Source organism: Pseudonocardia sulfidoxydans NBRC 16205 (genome assembly GCF_007989085.1).
GTDB lineage: Bacteria > Actinomycetota > Actinomycetes > Mycobacteriales > Pseudonocardiaceae > Pseudonocardia > Pseudonocardia sulfidoxydans.
Genome location: NZ_BJVJ01000151.1, coordinates 1 through 4482, shown reverse-complemented (window position 1 = coordinate 4482; position 4482 = coordinate 1). Strand labels below are relative to the sequence as shown.

Genomic DNA, 4482 nt, shown 5'->3' with positions numbered 1-4482 from the left:
TCTTCGCGGTGCGACGTGTCCATCGGGCAGGGCCCCTTCGGGGCGATCACCCATCTGGCCGGGCAGGAGAGGGGCTCCTCCTGTTCAGAGCAGGCCGGCGGCGGTCATGGGGTGTCGGCTCCTGTCTGGGGCTGGGCCGGGTCGAGCTGGGCCCGGTCGAGCTGGGCCCGGAGGTCGGCGAGTTGTTCGTCGTGGCGGGCCCGGAGGTCGGCGAGCTGCTCGTCGTGGCGGGTTCGGGCATCGGCGAGGCGTTGCTCGGCGTGGGCGGTGGCTGCGGCGGTGGCGGTGGTGGCGGCCTCGCGCAGGGCGGTGGTCTGCGCGGTGGCGGCGGCGAGTTCGGCGCGGGCGGCGGCGGCGCGTTCGGCCTGGTCGCGGGCGTCGTCGCGGGCCGCGGTGAGCTGGTCGGTGAGCGAGGAGATGGTGAGGTCGTCGCGGGCGGTGCGCTGTTCGGCGAGTTCGGCGCGGCGGCGTTGTTCGCCGAGTTCGCGGCGTTCGGTCGCGAGCGCGGCGCGGGTTTCGTCGCGGGACTCGGTGACGTCGGCCAGGTGCTGGGTGGTGGCGGCGAGCTCGGTGCGCGCATCGTCGCGTGCGGCTTCGGCCGCGGCGAGCCGGCTGGTGAGGCGCTCGACCTCGCTGTGAGCTTCGGTCAGGGCAGTGGTGGTGGTGGTGGCGTCGGCCTCGGCTGCGGCGAGCGCGGTGTGGGTCTCGGCCACCTCGTCGGCCAGTGCTGTGGCGGTGCGTTGGTGCTGGTCGCGTTGGTCGCGGGCCTCGTCGAGCTCGGTCAGGGCTTGCTCGGCGATGTCTTCGGCGGCGGTCTGGGCGGCGCGGGCGTCTTCGGCGGCGCGTTCGGCGGTGACGGCACGGGCGAGCGCGTCCTCGGCGGCGGCGTCGGCGGCGTCGATGCGTGTGCGGGCTTCGCGGTGGGCGGCGTCGACCTCGGCGGTGGCGGAGTCGGGGTCGGCGGCGATGTGCAGGGCCTCGACGAGCTGGACCAGCAGGGGCTGGAGCTGGCGGTCGACGAGGTTGCCCAGCTGTTCGTGCAGCTTGGCCACGTCGGCGCGGGCCTGGGTGACCGGGTGTGGGGGAGTGGGCGTGCCCGTCGGGGCCGGCGGGTGGCTGCCGGGGGCGGGGACCGTGATCGCTCCGCTGGCCACCCGGTAGGCGCTGTAGGCGGCGTGGCGCAGCCCGTCGACCACCTGCTGGCAGTACTTCGGTTTGCGGCCCGTGCCGGAGTAGTCCATGACGTTCGGGCACCCGCCCGGCATCGGGAACTCGCAGGGGACCGTCGGGACCTGCGCGCCGCAACCCACCACGCCACCGCCCGCGTTGCTCTCGCTCACGCCCCACACCCTAGCCATTTCATAGCATAACGGCAACTTTCATAGCATCGCATTTCATCACAACGCGATGCTATGCTATGAAACGAGCACAAGATAATGTCGCTTATCTTGTAGATCGGCCCGGCGGCCGGTAGCGTTCGTCGTCGGCCTGGGCGGCGTCGTGGGCGGCCCCCGCCGCTGCCAGCGCGGGTATCGAGCTTGGGTTCGTGCATGCCGGTGCTGAGCGGCGGGCTACCGCTGGCGGACGTCGGACGAGGGTCATGCTCGGCGCCGCCCCGCGGGCGGGGCTCTGCGGCTCGTGGCGCTTGGGCCGGGGGCTCTCACGCGTGAGCGTGAGCTTGGTCGCCGTGCTGCTCCTCGGGGCTTGTGCTGTACCGCTGGGCCCGTCGTGTCCGGGCGGTGCACGGGCTATCGTGATCACGCCGACGGTTCGTGCAACTCCTCACGGGAGCGGCACGAGGCAAGAGGGAACCCGGTGCGAGTCCGGGACTGCCCCGCAGCGGTGAGTGGGAACGACCGCCGTCAGAAGCACTGGGAACGAGCCCGGGAAGCGACGGCCACTAGGACCGGCAGGACCATCTGCCACGCCCACGAGTCCGAATACCTGCCGCCGGTGCGTGTGCCGACCGGCGCGCGCTGATCCGTGGCCTCGCCGGGTGGGCCCGACGGACCTCGGGCACACGTGTGCCCGCGGCGTCCCTCCCGCGGCGGCCCGGGTCTCCCACCGCTCGCGAGGAGAGAGCAGTGCCAGACACCGTCCCGTCGACGACCCGGGGAACGCGCCCCCGCCTCGGGTCGACCGTGCTCGGATACCCCCGGATCGGCCCCGACCGTGAGCTCAAGCGCGCTGTCGAACGCTACTGGCGTGGCGACATCGGTGCCGCCGAGCTGCGCGCCATCGCCGCGTCGCTTCGGGCGGCCACCCGCGCCGAGCTGCGCGACGGGGGCCTGGGTTCGGTACCCGGTAACACGTTCTCGTTCTACGACCAGATGCTCGACGCGGCGCTGACGGTCGGCGCCGTGCCGACCCGGTTCGCGGGCCTCGCGGCGGGTGACCCGCTCGACCTGCTGTTCGCGATGGCCCGCGGCGCCGCGGGTGCGCCCGCGCTGGAGATGACCAAGTGGTTCGACACCAACTACCATTACCTGGTCCCCGAGATCGGGCCCGGCACCCGGTTCCGGCTCGCAGACCGCACCCCGGTCACCGACTTCCTGGAGGGACGCCGGCAGGGGATCACCACACGCCCGGTGCTGGTCGGGCCGGTGACGTTCCTGCTGCTCTCGAAGGCCGCCGACGGCGCGCCCGACGGGTTCGCCCCGCTCGACCTGCTCGACTCGTTGCTCGACGTCTACGCCCGGCTCCTGACCGAGCTGTCCGGGGCAGGAGCAGAGTGGGTGCAGCTCGACGAGCCGGCGTTCGCCGCGGACCGCACGCCGGCCGAGCTGGCCGCGCTGCGCCGCGCCTACGACCGCCTCGGCGGGCTTGCCGACCGGCCGGGGTTGCTCGTCGCGGGCTACTTCGGCCCGCTCGGGGACGCCCTGCCGGTCCTGGCGAACGCACCGATCGACGCCATCGCGCTCGACCTGGTGGCCGGGACGGCTGACGTCGACACGGCCGGGGCACTCACCGGGCTGCGCGACAAGACCGTGCTGGCCGGCGTCGTCGAGGGCCGCAACGTCTGGCGCACCGACCCCGACGGCGCGCTGTCGCGGGCGGCGACGCTGTTGGGGACGGCAGGCCGCGTCGAGATCGCGACGTCGTGCTCGCTGCTGCACGTGCCCTACGACGCCTCCCGGGAGACGGGACTCGACGCCGACCTGCGCGAACGGCTCGCGTTCGCGCGCGAGAAGGTCGCCGAGGTCGTGCTGCTCGGGCGGGCGCTCGACGGGGAGGACGTCACCGCCGAGCTCGTCGAGGCACGTGTGCGGGCCGCGCGTCCGGCCGGTCGTGACGACCGGGTCCGCGCCCGCCTCGACGCGTTGGGGCCCGACCACTACCGGCGTGCCGCAGGCGACGTTCGGGCCAAGGCACAGGCCGACACGCTGCGGCTGCCGCCGGTGCCGACCACGACGATCGGGTCGTTCCCCCAGAACGCGGACATCCGCACCGACCGGGCCGCGCACCGCGCGGGCCGGATCGATGACAGCGAGTACGAGCGTCGGATGCGCGCCGAGATCGAGCGCGTGGTGCGGCTGCAGGAGGACATCGGGCTGGACGTCCTCGTCCACGGCGAACCCGAGCGCAACGACATGGTGCAGTACTTCGCCGAGCACCTCGGCGGCTTCGCGACGACCGCGCACGGCTGGGTCCAATCCTACGGTTCACGCTGTGTCCGGCCGCCGGTGCTGCACTCCGACGTGTCGCGACCGGAACCGATGACCGTCGGGTGGAGCACCTACGCCCAGTCGCTGACGTCGCGACCGATGAAGGCCATGCTGACCGGGCCGGTGACGATCCTGGCCTGGTCGTTCGTGCGTGACGACCAGCCGCTCGGCGACACCGCCCGGCAAGTCGGGCTGGCCCTGCGCGACGAGGTGCGCGACCTGGAGGCGGCCGGTCTGCGGATCGTGCAGGTCGACGAACCGGCGCTGCGGGAGCTGCTGCCGTTGCGTGCGGCGGACCAGCCAGCGTACCTGGAGTGGGCGATAGACTCGTTCCGGCTCGTCACCGGCGGGGTGTCCGACTCCACCCAGGTGCACACCCACCTGTGCTACTCCGAGTTCGGCGAGGTCGTCGGCGCGATCGACGGCCTCGACGCCGACGTCACGACCGTCGAGGCCGCACGCTCGCGCATGGAGGTGCTCTCCGAACTGGGCTCGGGAGTCCCGCGCGCGCTCGGCCCGGGCGTCTACGACGTGCACTCGCCCGAGGTGCCGTCGCAGGCGTCGATCGCGCTGCTGCTGCGGGCGGCGCTGGACCAGATCGGCCCGCAGCGGTTGTGGGCCAATCCCGACTGCGGTCTGAAGACCCGCGGGGAGGCGGAGGCCGTCGAGACCCTGCGCAACCTCGTCGCCGCGGCCGCGGTGGTCCGCGAGGCGGGGTAGCGGCCGTGCGCCCCGGGGGCGGCGGTTGCGGCCTCCCCCGGGCACTCGGCGTCACGTTCAGGCGGAGCGCGTGCCGGTCCGACGATTCGCCGCGCCT

At 73.5% G+C, this 4482-nt stretch carries 2 protein-coding genes and 1 riboswitch; of the genes, one reads left to right on the top strand and one right to left on the bottom strand.

The genetic code is table 11. From position 1 onward, the window contains the following. Positions 1-104 precede the first annotated feature (104 nt). Positions 105-1340 carry a coiled-coil domain-containing protein gene (locus PSU4_RS30575; RefSeq protein ID WP_147116115.1) on the bottom strand — a complete coding sequence of 412 codons (1236 nt, stop codon included), beginning with the start codon at positions 1338-1340 and terminating at the stop codon, positions 105-107. Between the two features lie 409 nt (positions 1341-1749). Then, positions 1750-1966: riboswitch (cobalamin riboswitch) on the top strand. Between the two features lie 118 nt (positions 1967-2084). On the opposite strand from PSU4_RS30575, the gene metE reads away from it, so the two are divergent. Then, the gene (gene metE, locus PSU4_RS30570) at positions 2085-4385 is read left to right on the top strand and encodes a 5-methyltetrahydropteroyltriglutamate--homocysteine S-methyltransferase (RefSeq protein WP_147116114.1); all 2301 of its coding nucleotides are present in this window, start codon (positions 2085-2087) and stop codon (positions 4383-4385) included. Positions 4386-4482: the final 97 nt, after the last annotated feature.